Origin of the sequence: Cohnella panacarvi Gsoil 349 (assembly GCF_000515335.1) — a bacterium.
GTDB lineage: Bacteria > Bacillota > Bacilli > Paenibacillales > Paenibacillaceae > Cohnella > Cohnella panacarvi.
Map to the genome: position 1 here is coordinate 4,222,968 of NZ_KI911563.1, position 18,917 is coordinate 4,241,884.

Here is an 18,917-nt window from a genome sequence, read left to right on the forward strand (position 1 = left end):
GGAAAGGGAAGCAGGATTTCTTAGTTTAACTAAGACGGCATATTTGATTGCGATGGTAAACTTAAGATTTCAATTTATGGTACTCAGTTTTTTCACGATACTCTATTAATTCGTGAAGCATTCCTTCATACGAAGGCAGCGCTTCGTTTTTAGGAATAATGACCCATAATGCGCGTTTCGTTAAAGATTTGAAGGGACGGTAAGTTGTAATCATGTGTTTACTCTCAGGGAAAGGTTTTTGGAGTGTTTCCCGAAGTGTCTTATCAATTAATGGTTCGTTACTTAAAAAGAATTCAAAGTAATCAAACTCAGGATACGTCGTTACCCAGCGCCCTGTAACAGCAGTTAGTTCCTGCTGGAATAGCTTTTGGGCATCGATAATCACGTATCCGTGAATGCTCGTTACTTTTAATCTTTCGTTTGCCAGATCTTTAAGGTGTACTTTTTTAGCTACTCCATCATCAAAATACTCTGGTGACTCATGATAAGAATTTGGGTCAGGAAACTCATAATTGACAAGCTGCCATGGATGTTCAAAGAGAACGCTAAGTTGAAATGGCCGCGGCCAAATTGGTTTTGTAGATTCATTAAATAAGTTGCTGACTGCACCACTCGTTAAGTCTAACTGTTTCATGATATCTGACTGTTTTAGTTTATAGAGCTTTGCACATAATCCCCGTCTGAAATTAAGACTGGGATCGTTCAGTAGCATCTTCCACTGATTGATAGAGCTCTGCAGAATAAGCAACTCATAGTGCCAAAGATTAAGAAGCTTATTTCTTGCCTCAACTAATACGCTTTGTACGGGATGATCCATCTGGATCACATTTAAGTACTCGCTGTAAATTTCATTTACTGCATCGCGATTTGTCTTGTACATTATCGGATCCGACGTCATAAGTTCATCACCAATAATCATGATACCGCAGCTTGAAATACTCGATAAAAACTCTTAGTCCAACTAAGTTTTCTTGGACAGGTTGAGACATCTTATACGGTAAATATTTGGTAAATCCACTTTGGAGCAGACCTCTACTTGGGTTATATACGAAATATCGTACAAAGCGCCTTGTGTAACGAAAAGACGCCTGTAGAGTGGCAATGGATTCGGCAACCAGTTACACTTACGACATTGGGATCACGCTACGATCTTGCAGGATCTTCGGACTAGCTGGTACGATCCAACTATGGGGCGTTTTATCAATGAGGATACGTATGAAGGGCAGATTGATAATCCTCTAACGTTGAATTTGTACACCTACGTGCACAACAACCCGGTATTCTGTTTTTTACGAGGTGTATTGAAAAACATGGGAATCAGTAACAAATCGGCATGAAGGGCCACGTTCCATATTGATCTGGAATGTGGCCTTTCTCATGTTGCGAGAGATTATGAGCGGTAGGGCTCACTGTTGAAATGCATAGAGAGGATACCCCTAATAAGCGAATTTGGTGGGCAACCAAGTGCAATACGGCGAGACATTCGTCTCGTATTGCCTTCAAAAACCAGCCAGGGAAAAGAGAAGCGAACGGCACCCGAGTCCGTTCGCATTTTGTAGCCTGAAACAAAAGACGCCGATCTATTCGGCGTCTTTCCCCTAAATACCATTGTAGTTTTCCCACCGCCACCGCAAGAACTCTCTGTTAGTATAGTCGGGAAGAACAATTCTCGGCGGCACAGTCGCACCGTAGTCCATTCTTGCGCGTGTGGATAAATGAACTTCGCCTGTATCTGATATACGCAAATGCCCTGCGTCAAAAAGTAGATGGATGTCCATGCGCATCGCAAAGCCGTTAGCGACCGTATCTTCCCCATTGTACTTAAACGGTTTTATATGAGCTGCTTCCAACACTTCCGGCATGGCAACATTCGTAATCACACATCTCTCGCACTCTTTCAGAACTTCTTTTCTGAATCGTGCCTGATTTGGTCTGCTCACACGTTGCACCTGAACTCGTTTTCTCTCCATCTCGGAGGCGATGTCTGTCTTTCTGATATGTTCAACAGCTAGTTGCAGGGACTCATCTTTCGGTGGTTCAGCGAGAATAGAGTCTATTTCGGCAGCAATCGTGTCGTTGTAGGTATAGCGTTCGTCCATTCGCGTTGCTCCTTCAAGACGGTTTACATAACCGTAGTGCGACAAGAATAGCAAGTATTCCCTCGCGATTCGTGGGTCATTGTCACGCGGAGCACAATCTGGCCATCCGATTAGCGTAATCTGCTTTGTTCTAAACCACAGTATAAAATTCACATAATCCGTAACCTCAGCTTTACTGCCGGAAAGTGGTATAACTATGCGTATAAGTTCCTCGGTAGTGATGTAACCCTGTCCCAATTTCTGCAACTCACGCAGAACGGTCAATATTATTCGAAGAGGATAGATGGTAAGATCATGATCAAACCATTGTTGGCATTCCACTTCATTTTGAATATGGATGTTCGGTAATTTAAATGTTTGGATAGTTATTGCTGAAAATTCGGTCTGAGATATGTCGTGGTCAGCAACTCTCTGTCCAAAGTTAGTCAAGCGAATTTTACCTGAATGATCTCCTTCCTCTAAAAGTCCTACGGCCCGCCAATACTGCCCAGAATTGCGGATAAGATTGCGCTCACCAGTTCTTCGAGCCAAATCAACACCCACAGAATCTTTGATATCATTGGAGAGTTCAAGTAGTTCCTTGGCAAACTCATCGGAACTGTATTTATACCCGCGTTCCTCCAATTTCCTCATTCGAAAAAGCACGCCAAGCAACACTACAGGATCATTCAGCCCCTCAGTACACTGTAGACTTGCCCATTTCCACTTGAAATCAGGGAACGGCTTTTGAGGTATGTAGTTCTTTAGCAACATAGTATCTCTCCTGATAATCGTTGAATTGTTTTGCTAGGGCAAACGCTAATAGCGGGGGAACCGCATTCCCTATCTGTCTATAAACAGACGAACGGTTTCCAGAAAAAACATAGTCTAGAGGAAAACTTTGAACGGTGGCAAGTTCCCTGCAAGACATACGCCGCTGGTTGTTGGGGTGATGTAAAACCACAACACCGCCCTTATCGTCTCCACGAGCTGTTACAGTCGGAGCAGGTTTCTCCGGATCAATTACCCTGTGCCCAAGATAACCGTTAAAACGCAATTTGTATTTTGAATATTCATGGTTAGAAAGATTATGGGGTTCGTCTGGACTTGGCAAATTCGCGAGCGCATCTCCGACACTTATCCAACAAGGAAGTCCATCTTGTCCGTCAGAACTGTGCGTAGGTGTCGGGTAGTCGAATGAAAAATCCACATCATTTCTGACTCCGACTATAAATACTCGCTGGCGTAACTGCGGAACGCCGTAATCTGCTGACATAAGAAGTTTTGCTTGTACGTTATAACCTATATTTGAAAAATCATCTAAGATCATTCTCAAAACGTGTCCCTTGCCAAGACTCAAAATACCCTTTACATTTTCAGCTAAAAAAAATTTAGGCTTTTTAGCTTCAATAATTCTCAGTAACTGTTTGTATAACTGGTTACGCTCATCAGTGATATTTCTTTTCATGTTTGCCACGGAGAAGCCCTGACATGGGAATCCGCCAATGACAATATCGCAGTCCGGCACATCTTCAACATTCACAGAGAATATATCTTCACAGACAATGTGATCGCCAAGGTTGGTGCGATATGTTTCTACTGCATCGCTATAAAGATCGTTGGCCCAGACGATGTCATGACCGGCCATTTTAAAGCCAAGGTCAAGTCCACCAGCTCCGCTGAACAAGGAAACTATCTTCATTCTAATTCATGCTCCAATCTCATTAATTCTTGACCAAGAAATTGCGCGAACCTTACAGGTACTGCATTGCCAATTTGTCGATAGCAGGAATTCATGTGCCCGATAAATTCGAACGTCTCTGGGAAAGTCTGTATTGTCGCACTTTCCCTGATCGTCAAACGTCTATTTCCATTGTAGTGAGGTATAGCGCAGACTCCTCCTTTACCATTTCCTCGTGCCAATATCGTTGGAGACGGCTTCGAAGGATCGGTTGCACGGTGACCTGTGAAATTGCGATATTCGACTTTATACGATGAGCCGATATGATTCAAATAACTATTGGGTTCGTTCGGTTCTGGATAATGCTGTAAGGCCGCTTTAATTGGTATCCAAGGTTGCGGTTCTCCGTTCTTTCCGTTTGTTTTTTGCGGAAAGCGAAATAGCATTTCTTTACCAACATCTTTGTGTTGACCAATAATAATAACCCTTTGCCGTGTTTGCGGAATACCATAATCGGCCATATTCACTAAGTTTACGGACGTTATATATCCTGCTTCCTCAAAATCTAAAGTAATTCGTTTTATTACTGCGCCACCACCAAGACTCAATATCCCCCGGACGTTTTCAGCGATAAAGAACTTGGGCTGGGTGTGCTTAATAATCTTGTAGAAAAATTTATATAGCTGGTTGCGCTCGTCATCTATCGTTCTTAGAAGATTAGCTTGGGAAAACCCTTGACACGGAAATCCGCCGACCACTACATCCGATTTTGGTACTGCCAAAATATCTATGTCTTTGATGTCTGCACAGACAATATGGTTGCCGATATTTTTACTATAGGTTGTGACAGCGTCAACATCAATGTCGTTTGCCCATACAATGTCATGACCAGCCTGAAGCAGCCCTAAATCCAAGCCTCCCGCGCCGCTAAATAATGATACTATCTTCATGCGTATGCTCCTTTGTTACTTGCTAGTTTCCCCACGTTGCTTCGGGGCTCCGGGAAGTATCTCCATTATCTCTCCAATATCGCAATCCAAAGCAGCGCATATTTTCATCAAGACCGTTGTAGTAACAGGTTCTTCTCTCCCGAGCTTTGTTATTAGAGATGCGCTTATCCCCGCAAGATTCTGAAGATCTTTTTTCTTCATTCTTCGGTCTATTAACATTTTCCAAAGTTTATTGTAACACACGCTCATAAGAGTTCCCCCAAAGTGAGGTTTTTTTCGTTATAGCATATAAAAAAACTTAAATGCAAGAATAATAGTATAAATATAATAGAAAGCTTGTATTTGAAATGATATTGCGAGAAATATTTAGCTTGACTTTGCCATGATTGCGTAGCTTTGGAAACATACATTGACTTTCTGTTGCTACAAATATATATTTATTGTGGACACAAAAAAAGCGAGGTGAAGCGATGCCGTCCAAGAAGATGGGGCGTCCTCCATCTGACAAGCCCAAAAGCGAATTGATTCGAGTACGGGCCGACCAAGAGATTTTGAGCAAGCTTGATGCTTGCACCGAAAAGCTCAAAACAACCCGTTCCGATGTTATTCGCAAAGGAATTGAAAAGGTGTATGACGAGCTCCAAAAATAAAGAAGAAAGCAGCGTGAGTCCCGCGAAGAACACCGCTACTTCCTACCCGCAATCGCTACGTGAGCAGACTGCATAAATATCCTACCATGTGCAGGAATCTCATTCAAGCGATGCGATGACAATGATGGGAGGATGACCATGAAATTGATTTTGGAAGCCCTGTACCGCGGACAAGTTCATCCCGAGGAGATCATTGTGCCGACTCATCCTGAATATCGGCCGTTAAGCCGACAACTTGGCGCTATGACTGAAAAATGGAGAAAAGAACTCAGCGACGAGATGTTTCGTGAGCTTGAAAAGTATTCCGATTTATGTGTGAGCGTGAACAGTCTGCATGTTGAAGCTGCCTTTGTTCATGGATTCAAGCTCGGTGCCAACATGATCATAGAAATCATGGATAAGCGTGAGGCGTTGGTACCGAATGAAGTTGCGGGCGTGTCACTATAATGAATGCAGCGATATCATGACGGTTGTATTTGGGGATGGAACAACACGTCGCCTCAACTGCTCCGAGATCGAAGCAATTTATGATATGCATGCATCGGCGCGTTCACGGTTGATCTGGCTTAAAGAGAATGAGCCATTTGCTTATGCCGAGTTGGTTCTCAACAATTAATTTGAAGCGCTATGCCGAGGAATACAGCCGGGAATACCTGAAACAGCAAAATGAACTGGAAAAGCAGCTTGAAGCTCACTATCAAGATAAGGCCTATGCGCAGGCTATCGCGAGAGAAATCATGATGCGCGGTGATTAACGCCAACTTTCATTGAGGGAAGCGTAAAAGGCAGAGGGAGCTTTCGGGTCAATCGACCGCCAGGACGGATGACAATCGAAAGCATCGTCACTGGACACTTCCCTTATTCTTTTTCCCGGCAGATGCCCGGAAGGCAACCTCGGACGATGTCCGAAGTTGCAGCAAGCACTGAATTTGGATATCCAAATTCGCTTGTTAGGGGCGAAGCCCCTAATACCCCTCTCGACAGCCGAGATTCATCCATTCATTCCCCCGTCGCTTTTGAATCAGTTCGCAATCATCCATTCACACTTTCTTCCAATACAGTGAAGTTCGATAGCGTCACGTCGCTCATCGTCGGGGGCTTGGAGGCGCAGCCCTCAACAAGCGAATTTGGGAGACCAAATTCAGTGCTTGCTGCACCGTTACACGGCGCCATAAAGCACCTGCCGGGAACAATAGGAAGGGCTGCCAGAGTCAAGAGCGTTTCTTCACGCGGGGCGGATAAGGCGTTTTTTGATCCGTGCGGCCAAGCAAATAATCGATACTCGTTTGATGGAAATCGGCTAATGCAATTAAGAGCGCTGTCGGAATATCGAGCTTTCCCCGTTCGTAATCGCTATACGTCCGCTGTTTGCAATTCAGATGCGCGCATAACTGCTCCTGTGATAAATCCTTATCTTCACGCATGTTACGTATTCGTTCGTAGACCACAAGCACTCACCTCAGGATGAGTATAGTTCAGTGGATAATCCGCTATTTACTTTCAGTGTGTTATACACTAGAATTTTCTATACACGCCTTTACTCATGCCGGGGCGAGCCAGAACGATGTGGTCGGCGAAGGGGGACATCATGGTGAAAGGAGTCGAAGAACTGCTGGCGCGTATCGAAAGCGTTCGCCGGGAACTGAATGAGCAAGCCTTGCATGACAGTCTTCCAAGTCCGACGATGCTTGAAAAATCCAGGGAACTCGATCGTCTGTTGAATGTGTATCAAGCGGTCAAAACGGGAGCGCAGGTCACGCAAGGCTGAGATCCCTGTTTTTTTAAGGTAACTGGCACAGAGGTGTCTGATTTGGGCGCGAAAATGAAACGGTTAGTAGAGGGCTTTGTTTGGAGAAGCCCTCCGACTAACCGTTTTATTTTGGGAGAGGAGAGCGAGATCATGAAGTTCCCCGTCTTTCGTGACGACCGGCATGAAGCTTTTTACTATCGAATGTTAGCCGAACGTCGTTGTACCGACAGCTACCATCGCGCTTTGTTTTACACGCTGGGACTGTCGAAGGATACCCGCGCCCATATTCAGGACTTGTTCGATTTTTCCGATGGAGGCATTAAACCGGAAGGGCTAGCTGCTTCCTGGCAAACCGGAGGTTCTCTACGTATCTGTCGGTTGGCGTTTAATCTCTGGAACGGCTGGAGCCAAGCGGGCGAGGAACGGTATTCAACCCCGTATGAGCTGTTTGATTGCGAAGCAGCTCCCTACTTTTTTGAAGCAGTACGGCTGCGCTATCCGGAATATGCTCGCCAACTGACACCCGCTATCAGGCCCCATGCCGAACGCACGCGGTGAGCGTTTGGAGATTTACGGAAGGGAGAGATGCGGATGAACGAAGAGAAGCTTCCTTTGTCATCGACTCCGGCAGACTGCGACCGCGATCCGATGCACGAGATGCAGTTGGGGAAAAGCTTGTATATCGTTAAATGTCACTTTATCGGTAATGAAACGCTCGGTGATAAAATCGAACGGCTTGTTTTGCGGACGTGGGAGCAAGCAGCGTTCAGAAGCCGATGATCCGGAAGGGAATCCACGCGATTCCCTTTTCTTATAGACGCGGGACACCCTACCTCAACCTTCCAAAATCCGGTATACTGAAATCAGCCGATTTGTTGCTGGGAAAGGACGGAGAATGAAGAAACAACAGCAAAACCGAACCGCAATTTACTGCCGCTTGAGCCGGGACGATGAACAGAGTGGCGAAAGCATGAGTATCGAAAATCAACGATTTTTGCTCCGGCGTTACGCGAAGGAGCAGGGCTTTGAAGTAGTTGAGATGTACACGGACGATGGCTGGAGCGGCACCAACTTTGATCGCCCCGACTTCCAGCGAATGAAGCGAGACATCGAGAGCGGCGCGTTTGATATCGTGCTGGTGAAGGATTTGAGCCGCTTGGGCCGCAACCAGATCGAAACGAGCCTGTGCATTCAGGTGTTTTTCCCGGAGCATCAGGTACGCTTTATTGCCGTCAGCGAGAACATTGACACCGCCAAGGGCGAAGACGATTTCATGGAGCTGCGGAATCTGTTCAATGAATGGTTCGTCCGCGATACGAGCCGGAAGGTCAAAAGCGGCTATCGCCAGCGGGCGTTAAACGGCGATTATACAGGAGCCTTTGCCCCTTACGGCTACCGCAAGGACGAGCTGAACAAGCATAAGCTGATTCCTGATGAAAAGACCGCCGCGATTGTGCAACGCATTTTCCGATTAGCGGTGGAAGGTCACAGTCCCTTTAAAATCGGCAGACTGCTGCGGGCAGATCATGTTCTCACTCCTCGCGCTTATTTGGCGGAGCAACATCAGCGTTATCTGAAGGTCGCCAATACACAGCATCCGTATGATTGGGGCGCAACGACCGTCAAGTCTATTATCCAGAACAAGGCGCATCTGGGGCACATGGTGAGCCATAAGGCAACCAAGCCCTCCTTTAAGAAAAAGCGGGTCGTCGCCGTACCCGAGGAGGAATGGATTGAGGTTCGGAATACGCATGAGCCGCTGATTGACGAAGAAACCTTTGCTTTGGCACAGAAGGTCATTCGGGTGAGGAAGCGCCCGACCAAGGAGGGCGAGCATCAAATCTTCGCCGGATTACTGAAATGCTCGACCTGCGGCCAAGGCTTGTCCTTCGCTCGCGGCGGCAGGAGCAAAACCAGCGGCGGTAAGGGCGGACGCGCGGCAAAGCGTATAGCAGCTTTCATTCATCAGCTATGTGGACATCTAGGAGATTATATTGGCCGATATCCGGCGACATGTGCAGACCGCCAAGGAAAAGGAAAGCGCCTTTACGGAGAAGCTTGCCATGGTGAGCCAGAACCAGCAGAAAAAACAATGGAGCGCCGCGATGAAAGAGCGCGTCAGGTTAAACAGCCGGGAAAGCGAACTGCAAACGATTCAGCGGAAACTATATGAGGACAATGCTTTAGGAAAAATCACGGACGAGCAGTATGCGGCGTTGTCGCGAGATTTTACAGCAGAGCAAGCTCAATTGAAGGAGCGGCTCAAGCAACTGGATGATCAGCTTCAAAAAGCAGAGAACAAGCAGGAAAACACGACTCGATTTTTGGAACTGGTACGCGAGTATACGGATATGAGGGAATTAACAAAACCGATTTTGAATGAACTGATTGACAAGGCTGTTGTGTATGATGCTGAGAAGGTGGGCGGCAAACGTGTACAGCGCATGATATTTATTACCGATTCGTCGGTCTAATTTCGTAAACTACTGAGGTTGTTGCTTCGTTAAAAATAGACTATTCCATTGACGAATGTTGATCCAAGCGGGAATTACTGCGTTTCTGCAGATGGCTTACATGCACATGGTGGAGAGTGTAATTCACCTACTTCGATTTATTTAGGTGACGATGATGATTCCCAAGGAAGACCAGTAATAAAGAATGGGAAACTTGATAGCTATTTAGGTAATAGCAATAAAGTTCCTGTAGATGTAAAAGTTAATTATTGGGATTCATTTGTTGAAGATTATTTGTATGTATCGTGGCTAACAACTGATGATCCTAACTTTTGGCCAAATTTAGACCCTGAAACTCAGAAGGTATTAAGAAAACGTGCATTAATGGGGTACATGGAAGATCAGATAGACCAAGGTCTTCCTGACTTTGTTGCAGGATTGAATTTTGATCCTAATGGCCTAACAAAATATACAGGTTGGCCTGCAGGTTCAATGAGTGGTAAAGATGTTGTTAAGTTTCTTGAGAAAAATGGATACAAGCAAGTTGGTCAAGAAGGTAGCCATGTGAAATTAAGAGGACCAAATGGCGAAACGGTAATCGTTCCAGTCCATGGAAATAAATCGTTGCCTAAAGGAACTCTTAAAAGCATAATGAAACAAGCTAGATTTAAGTGATCGGGGGATACGCGAAAATGACGCAAATATCATTTCCTGCGGTTTTCTCATATGATACTGATGGAATAACAATTGAGTTCCCGGATCTGCCAGGTTGTATTTCTTGTGGATTTACACGGGAAGAAGCAATAGCGATGTCGAAAGAGGCATTAAGCTTGTATTTAAGTGATTGGGATGAAAAATCTATTCCTAGACCTACTGATCCTAAAAAGGTCACTGTAGACAACAAGAACCAAGAAATTGTTGTAATTGAGATTCTCATATAATTTATTTACCACATGCGAGTGAAACAACTCCATGTGGTTTTCTTTTCACCAAAACAGGCGGGTCTGATTAGACGATAATCTTCTTACTCCAGCCGCCGTACAGCACCTTCTCCCATAGTTCCATAGCACATGAGTTGAAAGCTGAGCATGCTGTACAAGTCATAAATCAGAACTTCCTAGCAGCCTCACGGCCGCATAAAGAGCCTCGCTTTAACCTTATGACCAGACAAACGGCTTGCCCGCTGTTGATTCACAGGCCGCAGGGCGGCTTACAGCCTTTCTAGACGTTGGAGACGGAATACTCTGTCCAACGAGATGGAAAGGCTGCAAGCCACTCCTGCGGGGGAATCAACTTGTGGGCAAGCCGTTTGTCTAGGGCTATGCACTTTACGCTGATGGAAGGCTGCTATTGTTGTTGTGTATTGGTGAGGGGTAAATAATAAGAAAACCACATCGACGAAAGCCAGAGATAGGTCTTTCTCTAAAGACTTAAAGATGCAACTGTTGTGCATCTTCAAGTCCCAACCTCCCCCTAATTAAGCTTGATAGAAGAAATACTGCCGTTCTTCGCAAAGTCTTTCGAGTAGGACACCGTCGCCGTTGCGGTCGTCGTACCTCCAGGAGTTTTGATCGTTATCGTTGGCGCCGAAGAGTAGCCGGAGCCGGGGTTCGTGATGGAGATTCCCGTTACGACGCCGTCTTTCACGATCGCGGTAGCGGTTGCCGGCGTGATCTTCCACGTTTTCGATTTCTGCCCGTTGTACCGATAGTAATTGGATACTTCGTCCAATCGGTCGTTCGTAATGCCGTATGGCGCCAGCACCTTCAACAGCGCTGCTTTGTTGCTCTGCGCTTCTTCGGCGGTCGGGCCGCCGCTGCTTAGTTCGGCCGGCGTTACGCCGCTGAACGCTTCGCGGAAAACTTCGGTCGGCACCCCGAGTGCCGCGGCGATGAGAACGACCGGTCGGCCATGATCCTGCGGGTCGGTCTCGTAACCGCCCGAGACGGTAACGGATACGGTGCCGTCCTCCGAAGTAGTGACCGTGGTCAAGTTGCTGGACGAAGGGGCGTCGGTCGGCGCGGCAGCCCGGCCTCCTTTGTCAGGCCCGGGCGGTTTAGGCGGGCGTGGTTGCCTCTTGCCCTGCGCCGGCGATTGCCCGTTCGCGCCTGCAACGCAATCGATCTGTCCGGATGGATCTGCCGCCGTGGCGCGATTGGAACCGTCAAGAGCCGCACCCCCGCCGATGATTACTGCTGCCGCCAACGTAACCGCCATCCATTTTGTCGTTTTTGTCATATTCAATCTCTTCCTTCCATCGTGAATTTGTCTTGCTTGATCCCAAGATTACTAGGATTTGGTGAAAATATAGTGAAAGCGCGAACGCTATCGAATATACTCTTGGGTAACGATGGATCCGGAAGAAGAGAGGATGCCCTTTGAAAATACTGCTCGCGGAAGACGATGTCCGGTTAGGCGAGTTGACCGCACATCTGATGAAAAGGAAAGCCGGTTATACGGTCGATTGGGTGACGTCGGGCAGCGAAGCTTACGACTACGCAACCGCTTCCAGCTACGACGTGGTCGTTCTCGATTGGATGATGCCGGACGGGAACGGTCTCGACGCTTGCGCGAAGCTGCGCAAGAACGGATATGCCGGGGCTATTCTGATGCTGACGGCGAAGGACGCGTTGCAGGATCGCGTTGAAGGTCTGGATGCGGGCGCCGACGATTATCTGGTGAAGCCGTTCGAGATCGAGGAGCTGCTCGCTCGCGTGCGGGCGCTGACGCGCAGAACGTTCGTCCCGCTTCAAGAAGACGTGGTCCGGATCGGCGAGCTGGAGCTCCACAGGAACAACCAGATGGCGAAGAGCGGCGGCGCAGTAATCCAACTGTCTCCCCGCGAGTTTCAAATCCTGGATCTGCTCGTGCAGAATAAGAATCTTACGCTGACGCGAGAAGTCATCTTGGACAAAGTATGGGGACTCGACGCCGACGTGAACTTGAAGACGATCGACGCGACCGTCAAATTAATACGCAAGAAGCTCGGGGCTTCCCCTTCGCGGGAGCTCATTAGGAGCGTGAGAGGCGTTGGGTATCGCGTTGAAGCCTAAAGGCAGCTTGTTCAAGAGGCGGAAGGCGGGCGGCGATCTGTTCGCCATGACCCGCAAGAAGCTGACGCTTCAATATAGCGGCATGCTTGTTTTATTCCTGAGTCTGTTCATCGTCGGCGTGTATGCGCTCTTGTACACGGTGATATGGAGTGAACAGAGAAGTGCCTTGGGCGCCATCGCGGATAGCGAATTTATAGCGCTCAAGCAATGGAGCGAGCAAGACGGCGATTCGAGCCGCCCGGCCCCTCGCGAGGTAGAGGATGCTTTCTCGATCAGCAACGATCAGTCGTTCTATTATTTGATCGGCGCAGGCGGGAACGTCCAGCTAGGCGGCGAGATTCAGCCTCGATTGCGCGAGCAGGCGATGCAGGCGATCTCGCAAGGGCTGTTCGAAAAGAACGAATATACCCGAATTTCGATGCAGACGTTCAGCGGCGGGTCGGCGCACGATGCGCGATTCCTGGTTACCGCACGGGAAATCGCGTGGGACGGGAATCAGAGCAGTATGTTGTACATCGGGAAAGACGTTACGTTCCAGCGCGATTTGTTCCGATGGCTGCTCAACCTGTTGGTCGGAACGGCGCTTCTGTTCTTCTTGATCGCTTTGTGGTTCAGTTTCTGGATGTCGCGCAAAGCGATGATCCCGATCGCTCGTTCCTACGCGAAGCAGAAGGAATTCGCCGCGGATGCTTCTCATGAGCTGAGAACGCCGCTAAGCGTGCTTCTTACGTCGATCGAAGCGCTCCAACTGGAGCTCGACCAATCCGCTGCGGACATTCCTCTAGCGAATAACATCCTTGCGGGAATGAAAGAGGAAGTCGGATCGATGACGAAGCTTGCGGGAGATTTGCTGCAGCTTGCCCGTTCCGATTCCGGCGAGCTTGCGCACAACCGATCCCCATTCCATGTCGGCGCAGCCGCGACAAAGGCGATCGATCGTCTCCGACCGTTGGGGGAGAAAAAGAACATGACGATCGAGCTGGCTGCTCCGGCAGATTTCATCGCCGAGTGGGACGAAGAGAAATTCACCCAACTGCTTACGCTGCTTGTCGACAATGCCGTGAAATATACGCCGGAGAACGGCAGGGTACAAGTCAATCTTGCCGATACGACGGTAAAAGGGGAGCGGGTCATGCTCGTCGAGATCAAGGACAGCGGAATGGGCATCGCGCCCGAAGCGCTTCCCCATATCTTCGATCGATTCTACAGGCAGGACAAGTCGAGGACGCGGCAAATCGGCGGACACGGCCTCGGGCTGGCGATCGTCAACCATATCGTGAGTTCCGCGCGCGGAACGGTACATGTGGATAGCGTCGTCGGACAGGGTACTGTCTTTACGGTACGTCTGCCGATATAGGAGCGATGCCGGCATTCATTGACAGTTTTCGATGGCTAGCCATAAAATACAGCTAAGTTCGTAAGCATTCGTCAATCGACCGAGGAGGATCGGCAGTGGACATCAAGCTTGGAATGGCGGTCCTTCTCCTGATGGCGACGGCGTTGATGATGTTCGTCGCGCTATTGTGTTATCGAAACCGGCATCTGCCGATGGCTAAGTCGATCGTATGGACGATGACCGCAGCCTCCTTCTACGCGATCGGATATGCATTCGAGGTACTCGGCAGTACGTTGGGCGAAGTGAAGCTGGCGCTGCAGATCGAATACGTCGGCATCCCGTTCGTCTCGACGCTATGGCTGCTGCAGATTATCCAGCTTGCCAATATCGGTGGCCAATACCGCAAGCTGCTGACGGTCGCGCTGTTCATCGTCCCGACGCTCGTGTTCGTCGTCCATATGACGAACGACTGGCACGGGCTGTATTTTACGCAGTACGAGCTCAACTTGAACGGAACGATACCGCTTTACGACACGGTCAAAGGCCCTTGGTACACCGTGCACGGGTTGTACAGTTACTTGGTCATGTTCTTCGGCATGGCGCTGTTCATTCCGATGTATATTCAAGCGCTGCCGAACGTGCGCAAGCAGATCGTCATTCTATTCCTGGGAGCCATCGCGCCGATGCTCTTCAATATGGCGCTCTGGTTCGGCGTAACCGTCGACCTGACGCCGTTCGGCTTCGCGATTACCGGCATCACGTACGCTTGGGGCGTGCTGCGCTTCAACCTGCTGCGGCTGACGCCGCTCGCGCTCGCCAAAGTATTCGAGACGATCGGCGACGGCGTCGTGCTGCTCGATTCGGACGAACGAATCGTCAACTATAACCAAGCCGCCGAAGCCGTGCTGCCCGAGCTAAGCTTGATGCGGAAGCAAGCGAACGCCGCGAGCGAGGTGCTGTCGGCCAAGCCGGAGCTGATCGCCCGACTTCGCGCGGCGAGCAGCGGAGACGAGCGGTTTCCGATTGAAACGCAGGAAGCGAACGGTAGACGATATTACAGTTGCAGCTTGTCGTTCCTCTACGATTCGACGAACGAGCCGATCGGCAAGCTGCTCATTCTTAGCGATATTACCGAATTGAAAGAGAATGAAGCGAGGCTGCGCGAGAACGCCCGCCAGTTGTCGGAGCTGAACGCGTTCAAGGACAAGCTGTTCACCGTCGTGGCGCACGATATTCGCGATCCGATCGCGCTTCTCGTCAGCTTGACCGAGCTGCTCGGAGACGAGATCGCGGCTGCGGACAACGGGCAGGCGGAGCTGGTCCGGGAGCTTCGGGCGCAAGTGCAGAGCACGTTTCACTTGGTCGATAACTTGCTGGATTGGTACCGGAGCCAGAAGGGCAAGGTTTCTTTCCGCCCGGTCAGTTGGAATTTGCGGCAAGTCGTCCGTCAGGCGATGTCGCTTGCGGGTAAGAGAGCCGACATGAAGCGAATCGGAATGATAGAGCGCATCGACGAGAAGCTGTCGGTCTTCGCCGACAAAGAGATGCTCGAGTTGATTCTCCGCAACCTCCTCTCGAATGCGATCAAATATACCGGAATCGGCGGCAGCATCGAGATCGAGGCCTTTCCGGGCCAAGCGTCGGTCACCGTGTCGGTCCGCGATAACGGAGTCGGCATGGATGAGGCCACGATGGAGCTGCTTCGTACGGAGGAGCCGTTCTTCAAGCTGCCGATGTTCGAAGACGAGTCGGGAGACGCGAGATTCGGCCTTGTGCTTACCCGCGAATTCGTGCGCATTCACGGCGGTCGGCTTTGGTTCGAGAGCGCGCCCGGCGCAGGTACGACCTTCTCGTTCACCTTGCCGGCCTCGGCGGGCGTCCGGGAACCGAGCGACACGAACGGAACGGAGGCGATGGCGACTGAAAACGATCTTGGTGGACGATGAGCCGGCGATGCATCTGATATTGCGCAAAATGCTCGCCAAGCTGCCCGGCATACAAGTGGCCGGCGCTTTCCGGGACGCGGAGTCGGCGCTGGCTTATTTGCGCGTGAACCCGGAGATCGGCTTGGTGTTCGCGGACATCTCGATGCAAGGAGAGAACGGGCTGATGTTCGCGGCTAAGCTGGAGGCGCTGGAGTTGCCCGTGCAGGTCGTGTTCGTCACCTCCCATAAGGAATTCGCCTTGGAAGCGTACGATCTGACCGTTCTCGATTATTTGGTGAAGCCCGTGTCCCAGGAACGGCTGGCGCGGACGGTACAGCGGGCGTTAACCTATTACCAGGCCAAGAAATCCGCCCAAGAAGCGAACGCGGCACCTACCGAGTTCGTCGTAACGGCGCTCGGAGACATGACCGTGAGCAACGGAACGAGCCGGATCAAATGGATTTCGCGGAAATGTACGGAGCTGTTCGCCTACTTGCTTCTCTATCGAGGCAAACGCATTCCCCGCTCGAGGCTGCTCGCCGATATTTTCGGAGACTCGGAGCAGTCGGCGGGGGCTGTCAATTACTTGAATACGACGGTGTACCAATTGCGCAAATCGCTCGAATCGCTCGGCGTGCAGGGCGCGATCCGTTCGGAGAACGACGGCTACGCGCTGGACTGGAAGGAGCCCGTCATCGATTTCGCCGATTTCGAGCGAGAAGTCGAAGCATTGCCGAATATCGACGCAAGCAACATCGACCGAGCGATCCAGACGGAGCGGCGATATACGGGCGAGTTGTTCGGTGATAAAGCGTACGTATGGGCGACGAGCGAAACGGAGCGTTATGCGGGACTGTACGCTTCGTTCGCCCAGAGGCTTGCCCTTGCGCATCTACGGCAAGGAGATCCGGGGGCCGCGTCGAAGCTGTTGCTTAAGCTGAATCAGCACGATCCGTTCGACGAATCGGTCGTCCGTCAGCTCATCGCGATTCGGAATCAGCAAGGAGACCGCAAAGGGATGAGCGATCTCTATCGCGATTACGTCAAGCTGCTCGATCAAGAGCTGGGCATTCGTCCGTCCGAGGAACTGACTCGGTGTTACGAATCCTTCTCTACGTCGCCCGATGATGTCTAGAGAGTTCCCTTATGGATCTAACACAAAAGTAAAAAACCAGGATGGGCAGGGTTAATATCTGCTCCATCCTGGTTTTGTTTCGGACCATTGCAGCCATTCGACCTCCAAGATTGCCATCCGAGGACTCTAGGCTTAGCTTCGGCGTCATCGTAAGTTTGGGTCCGCGATCGATCGGATCGGATCGGGCAACAACCGATTTCCGCTTCAACTGCACGGAGTACAGTTCGTTATCAAATGTTCGTCATATATCTGCTGAATAACTGCGCTGAATACATTTCATTATCGCCGAAAGATCAAGTCCAAAATTGTGTGTAAAATCCTCTGCTTAAAAGTTAACCGATACGGATGACGTTACTAGCAGGGTTTGGTGCTGTTTTCTTCCATTCGTAATACTCATCCATGTTGAAATAGCGCCGGCCGCTTGTCCACTTTTCCTCGTACTCCATCAGGACTGCGCCTAGTAGGCGAATAACAGATTCCCGGTTAGGAAAGATCCGTATCACACTCTCCCTCCGCCGGATTTCGGCATTTAAACGCTCCACGCCATTCGTGGTTCTTAGCCGAATTCGGTACGCTTCAGGATATACAATAATAGCTGTAGCATCGTCAAAACCGCTCTCCAGCGTCTCCATCGCTTTAGCTGCTTTGCTCGAATACGCCTCTAGGGTCTGCTTCAGATACTGTCGAGCAGTCTCTAGATCGGGCGCTTCAAATATCGATCGGACACGGCCTTTAATCTCGGTCTTCAGTGCTTTCGGCGCTGCGTCTAGAACGTTGCGGATGAAGTGCATTTGGCATCTCTGCCACGTTATACCTTGGAAATGTTGCCTTACAGCGCGTACAAGGCCGCCATGGTGATCACTAACCACTAACTCGACACCACGAAGCCCGCGAGCCTTAAGCGAGCTAAAGAACTCGCTCCAGCTTGCCTCGCTTTCGGTGTCACCGAGCATGAGGCCCAAAATCTCACGTTGCCCGTCCTTGTTTACGCCATAGCCAATCATGACGCCACGGGAACGAACCCGCCCATCTTCACGCACTTTAACGAACATGGCGTCGACCGAGATAAACGGGTAGGAAGTTTCATGAAGCGGCCGGTTATTCCAGCTGCTTACGATAGGATCCAGTTGTTTGCAGAGCTCGCTCACTGTCGATTTAGAAAACTCGGCTCCGCACAATTCTTCCGTAATCGTGGTTACTTTGCGTGTGGATACGCCGTTAATCACCATTTCCATAAGAGAGAGCATCAAAGCTTGTTCGCTTCTTTGATACCGGGCGAAAAGCTCCGTAGAGAAGCTGCCGTCCCTAAGCCGAGGTACATGCAGTGTAATGCTTCCTACACGAGTCGTTAGTTTACGAGGATAAGTCCCATTGCGGTATCCCGTCCTTTCGTCGGATCGCTCATACTTATCTGCTCCTGCCTGCTCAGCTACTTGTGCTTGGAGAACCTGGTTTAACACGGATTCCAACAAACCATTCACCCCAGAATCTTGTCCTTTTCCTAAAAACAGTTGATGCAACAATGCCGTATCTACGGTAATCTGATACTGAGTCATAAATAAAAATCCTCCTCTAAAATGGGTCTCGACAACTTTCATTTTAAGAGAGGAATTTATTTATGGCTCTCCTTTTTTAGGACAACCATTTTACACAATTATATGGACTTAACTCGCCGAAACCATCGGAGCTAGTCATTTGCCACCAAATAGCTGCACTTCGTACCTTTTACAGGTCAAGGAGTATCCCGTCCATTGTAATGCCTGCATTCTATGCAGTTAGTGCCGAGTGATGACGTTGCGTTTTAGGTTAGTATCGATCAGTAAAAGACGGCGATTCTTTCATTATTCTTTTATTCGCGTTTAGTAGACTATAAGAATAATGTTCGAGCATGTCGATATGCCGAAGG

Annotated in this window: 23 protein-coding genes and 1 pseudogene; 16 read left to right on the plus strand and 8 right to left on the minus strand. The window is 49.5% G+C overall.

Features of this window, described 5'->3' with window-relative positions; genetic code table 11:
• Window positions 1-61: 61 nt before the first annotated feature.
• A complete protein-coding gene (locus COHPA_RS0120240; protein ID WP_027087969.1) occupies window positions 62-919 on the minus strand; it encodes a hypothetical protein in 858 nt (285 codons plus the stop codon).
• A gap of 211 nt (window positions 920-1,130) precedes the next feature.
• On the opposite strand from COHPA_RS0120240, the pseudogene COHPA_RS26540 reads away from it, so the two are divergent.
• A pseudogene (locus tag COHPA_RS26540) lies at window positions 1,131-1,280 on the plus strand (RHS repeat-associated core domain-containing protein); the annotation flags it as partial.
• A 318-nt stretch (window positions 1,281-1,598) separates the two neighbouring features.
• Here COHPA_RS26540 and COHPA_RS0120245 read toward each other — a convergent pair.
• The 4 genes from COHPA_RS0120245 to COHPA_RS0120260 are packed head-to-tail and all read right to left on the minus strand — an operon-like array spanning window position 1,599 to window position 4,958.
• Window positions 1,599-2,852: an HNH endonuclease gene (locus tag COHPA_RS0120245; protein ID WP_027087970.1), complete on the minus strand. Its 1,254-nt coding sequence runs from the start codon at window positions 2,850-2,852 to the stop codon at window positions 1,599-1,601.
• A complete protein-coding gene (locus COHPA_RS0120250; RefSeq protein WP_027087971.1) occupies window positions 2,812-3,780 on the minus strand; it encodes a DNA cytosine methyltransferase in 969 nt (322 codons plus the stop codon). Before COHPA_RS0120250 ends, COHPA_RS0120245 begins: the two co-directional genes overlap by 41 nt.
• Entirely contained in the window at window positions 3,777-4,709 is a 933-nt protein-coding gene (locus COHPA_RS0120255; RefSeq protein WP_027087972.1) for a DNA cytosine methyltransferase, read from the minus strand. The genes COHPA_RS0120250 and COHPA_RS0120255 overlap by 4 nt, the downstream gene beginning before the upstream one ends.
• A 15-nt stretch (window positions 4,710-4,724) precedes the next feature.
• Window positions 4,725-4,958, minus strand: coding sequence for a helix-turn-helix domain-containing protein (locus COHPA_RS0120260; RefSeq protein WP_027087973.1), 234 nt, complete (start codon window positions 4,956-4,958; stop codon window positions 4,725-4,727).
• Window positions 4,959-5,179: 221 nt separating this feature from the next.
• Here COHPA_RS0120260 and COHPA_RS0120265 point away from each other — a divergent pair, with 221 nt between their 5' ends.
• The 4 genes from COHPA_RS0120265 to COHPA_RS25725 all read left to right on the plus strand — a co-directional run bounded on the left by COHPA_RS0120265 (window position 5,180) and on the right by COHPA_RS25725 (window position 6,114).
• Window positions 5,180-5,359: a CopG family transcriptional regulator gene (locus COHPA_RS0120265; RefSeq protein ID WP_027087974.1), complete on the plus strand. Its 180-nt coding sequence runs from the start codon at window positions 5,180-5,182 to the stop codon at window positions 5,357-5,359.
• A 138-nt stretch (window positions 5,360-5,497) separates the two neighbouring features.
• Complete coding sequence (locus tag COHPA_RS0120270) at window positions 5,498-5,806, plus strand: DUF6809 family protein (RefSeq protein ID WP_027087975.1); 309 nt, start codon at window positions 5,498-5,500, stop codon at window positions 5,804-5,806.
• Between the two features lie 16 nt (window positions 5,807-5,822).
• Window positions 5,823-5,975 carry a DUF6061 family protein gene (locus COHPA_RS26545; RefSeq protein WP_425393715.1) on the plus strand — a complete coding sequence of 51 codons (153 nt, stop codon included), beginning with the start codon at window positions 5,823-5,825 and terminating at the stop codon, window positions 5,973-5,975.
• Window positions 5,935-6,114, plus strand: a complete 180-nt coding sequence (locus COHPA_RS25725; protein ID WP_169733285.1) for a hypothetical protein — start codon at window positions 5,935-5,937, stop codon at window positions 6,112-6,114. Before COHPA_RS26545 ends, COHPA_RS25725 begins: the two co-directional genes overlap by 41 nt.
• A 456-nt stretch (window positions 6,115-6,570) precedes the next feature.
• On the opposite strand, the gene COHPA_RS0120280 is transcribed toward COHPA_RS25725, so the two are convergent.
• A complete protein-coding gene (locus tag COHPA_RS0120280) occupies window positions 6,571-6,783 on the minus strand; it encodes a helix-turn-helix domain-containing protein (RefSeq protein WP_035119698.1) in 213 nt (70 codons plus the stop codon).
• Between the two features lie 164 nt (window positions 6,784-6,947).
• On the opposite strand from COHPA_RS0120280, the gene COHPA_RS0120285 reads away from it, so the two are divergent.
• From COHPA_RS0120285 to COHPA_RS0120315, 7 genes are all read left to right on the plus strand, one after another.
• Window positions 6,948-7,127, plus strand: coding sequence for an aspartyl-phosphate phosphatase Spo0E family protein (locus COHPA_RS0120285; RefSeq protein WP_027087977.1), 180 nt, complete (start codon window positions 6,948-6,950; stop codon window positions 7,125-7,127).
• A gap of 132 nt (window positions 7,128-7,259) precedes the next feature.
• A complete protein-coding gene (locus tag COHPA_RS0120290; RefSeq protein ID WP_027087978.1) occupies window positions 7,260-7,667 on the plus strand; it encodes a DUF6075 family protein in 408 nt (135 codons plus the stop codon).
• Window positions 7,668-7,700: 33 nt separating this feature from the next.
• Complete coding sequence (locus tag COHPA_RS0120295; RefSeq protein ID WP_027087979.1) at window positions 7,701-7,889, plus strand: hypothetical protein; 189 nt, start codon at window positions 7,701-7,703, stop codon at window positions 7,887-7,889.
• 115 nt (window positions 7,890-8,004) lie between these two features.
• Window positions 8,005-9,282 (plus strand): recombinase family protein, encoded by a 1,278-nt coding sequence (locus COHPA_RS23880; protein ID WP_027087980.1) that lies wholly within the window; start codon window positions 8,005-8,007, stop codon window positions 9,280-9,282.
• The gene (locus tag COHPA_RS25290; protein ID WP_027087981.1) at window positions 9,215-9,583 is read left to right on the plus strand and encodes a DUF4368 domain-containing protein; all 369 of its coding nucleotides are present in this window, start codon (window positions 9,215-9,217) and stop codon (window positions 9,581-9,583) included. The genes COHPA_RS23880 and COHPA_RS25290 overlap by 68 nt, the downstream gene beginning before the upstream one ends.
• Before the next feature lie 48 nt (window positions 9,584-9,631).
• A complete protein-coding gene (locus tag COHPA_RS26200) occupies window positions 9,632-10,237 on the plus strand; it encodes a type II toxin-antitoxin system HicA family toxin (protein ID WP_245590313.1) in 606 nt (201 codons plus the stop codon).
• Window positions 10,238-10,254: 17 nt separating this feature from the next.
• Window positions 10,255-10,503, plus strand: a complete 249-nt coding sequence (locus COHPA_RS0120315; protein ID WP_027087983.1) for a type II toxin-antitoxin system HicB family antitoxin — start codon at window positions 10,255-10,257, stop codon at window positions 10,501-10,503.
• Window positions 10,504-11,035: 532 nt separating this feature from the next.
• On the opposite strand, the gene COHPA_RS25990 is transcribed toward COHPA_RS0120315, so the two are convergent.
• Complete coding sequence (locus COHPA_RS25990; RefSeq protein ID WP_027087984.1) at window positions 11,036-11,800, minus strand: hypothetical protein; 765 nt, start codon at window positions 11,798-11,800, stop codon at window positions 11,036-11,038.
• Window positions 11,801-11,940: 140 nt separating this feature from the next.
• On the opposite strand from COHPA_RS25990, the gene COHPA_RS0120325 reads away from it, so the two are divergent.
• The 4 genes from COHPA_RS0120325 to COHPA_RS0120340 all read left to right on the plus strand — a co-directional run bounded on the left by COHPA_RS0120325 (window position 11,941) and on the right by COHPA_RS0120340 (window position 17,011).
• A complete protein-coding gene (locus COHPA_RS0120325; protein ID WP_027087985.1) occupies window positions 11,941-12,615 on the plus strand; it encodes a response regulator transcription factor in 675 nt (224 codons plus the stop codon).
• Entirely contained in the window at window positions 12,593-13,972 is a 1,380-nt protein-coding gene (locus COHPA_RS0120330; RefSeq protein WP_027087986.1) for a sensor histidine kinase, read from the plus strand. The genes COHPA_RS0120325 and COHPA_RS0120330 overlap by 23 nt, the downstream gene beginning before the upstream one ends.
• Window positions 13,973-14,067: 95 nt before the next feature.
• Window positions 14,068-15,897, plus strand: a complete 1,830-nt coding sequence (locus tag COHPA_RS0120335) for a sensor histidine kinase (RefSeq protein ID WP_027087987.1) — start codon at window positions 14,068-14,070, stop codon at window positions 15,895-15,897.
• A gap of 7 nt (window positions 15,898-15,904) precedes the next feature.
• Window positions 15,905-17,011, plus strand: a complete 1,107-nt coding sequence (locus COHPA_RS0120340) for a response regulator (protein WP_156926711.1) — start codon at window positions 15,905-15,907, stop codon at window positions 17,009-17,011.
• A 332-nt stretch (window positions 17,012-17,343) separates the two neighbouring features.
• On the opposite strand, the gene COHPA_RS0120345 is transcribed toward COHPA_RS0120340, so the two are convergent.
• Window positions 17,344-18,567: an IS256 family transposase gene (locus COHPA_RS0120345; protein ID WP_027087989.1), complete on the minus strand. Its 1,224-nt coding sequence runs from the start codon at window positions 18,565-18,567 to the stop codon at window positions 17,344-17,346.
• Window positions 18,568-18,917 lie beyond the last annotated feature (350 nt).